The 1,383-nt window shown below is 44.3% G+C and carries 1 protein-coding gene; it reads right to left on the bottom strand.

Annotation, left to right across the window (positions count from 1 at the left end; genetic code table 11):
* Positions 1 to 42: 42 nt before the first annotated feature.
* Positions 43 to 1,371 carry an IS3 family transposase gene (locus KB559_RS25005; protein WP_211026252.1) on the bottom strand — a complete coding sequence of 443 codons (1,329 nt, stop codon included), beginning with the start codon at positions 1,369 to 1,371 and terminating at the stop codon, positions 43 to 45.
* Positions 1,372 to 1,383 lie beyond the last annotated feature (12 nt).

A 1,383-nucleotide genomic window follows, 5' to 3' on the forward strand; every position in this document is an offset into this window, starting at 1 on the left:
TAAACTGGTACCCTTGTCAAGGACACTTAAAAAAGAGAAGGCTTAGGCAACAGACAATAGATGATTCCTGTACTGAACAGGGGTCATCTTTTTTAATCCCCATTGATACCTGTGATGGTTGTAATATTGAATATAGCGGTCAATTTCGTCTTGCAACTCTTCAAAAGTGATGCAACCTCGACTATCTACATGGTCTTTCATGTGGCCAAAAAATGACTCCTGCGGGGCGTTGTCCCAACAGTTTCCTCGTCTGGACATGGACTGACCTAAACCTTTCTGCTTCAATAGCTTTTGGTACGTGGGGCTTGTATAATGGCTTCCCTGATCTGAGTGGATGAAAGCCTCTTTATGTAATTTAACACGTCTTTGTTTCATGAGTTTATCTATAGTTTGAGTGGCAATGGATAAATCAATTCGCTTTGAAAGATGATGTGCCAGTAGTTCCCCCGTAGAAGCATCCAATATAGTCGACAAATAGCCTACCTCCGTACGGTTGTAGGGAAGATACGTAATGTCGGTAAGCAAGACGAACCCCGGAATACCCTTCTTGAAATTCCTCTGTAACTGGTTAGGAAGGGTTCGATGCTCCAGGGTAGCTTTGGCCATACGTTTGTAGGGGTTCGGCTTTCTATGCGGACACACCAGGTTTAGTTTTTTCATTAACCGGCGGATTCTCTTTAGGTTGTAGGTGATACCAAATTCATTCTGAAGAACCATCTTTATGGAGCGAGACCCCTTTTTGAACCCTCTCCAATAGAATGCTTTCTTAATCCAGCCACCTGCCACGACGTCGAGTCTTGCACGTTCTAAGCGGGCGTCTGCAGCCTTTACATAGCTGTAATACCCCGAACGAGATACGTTAAGGAGTTTACAAAGATAGCGAGTCATACGCCCAAGGCCTTGGTCTACGGCCTCTGCAATTAACTCAAATAATTTAGTTTTGCTCAGATTCATTCCTTTTGCTACCAACAACCTTTCGTTCGAGTCTAGCTTTTTTAGTAGTTCAAGTTGGGACTCCAGGAGTTTGATCCGAGCATCTTGCTTGGCAATGACCTCCTCTTGCGTCAGTTCTCGCTGCAAGGGACGCCCCGAGCTGCCTTTACGAGAATCCGTTAAGCCAACGATTCCATCGCGTTTATACGCTCTCCGCCAACGATCAGCACACTGTTTTATACGACTCATCCCTATGACATTTACATCAAATCCATTGGCCTCAAAAATCTCCCTAGGCGTTTTTTGTAACATATTTTGATCGATGAAAAGCTGCTTAAATTCATCTGAATAAGTTATGGCCTTCGCACTTACATTCACCACGTACTTGTTTTGTGATAGGACCTCACGGTCCTCTTCGGTAAATCTCTTCTTGCTCATGCAATCCCCCCC

This window comes from Paenibacillus sp. Marseille-P2973 (genome assembly GCF_018101095.1).
Lineage (GTDB): Bacteria > Bacillota > Bacilli > Paenibacillales > Paenibacillaceae > Fontibacillus > Fontibacillus vini.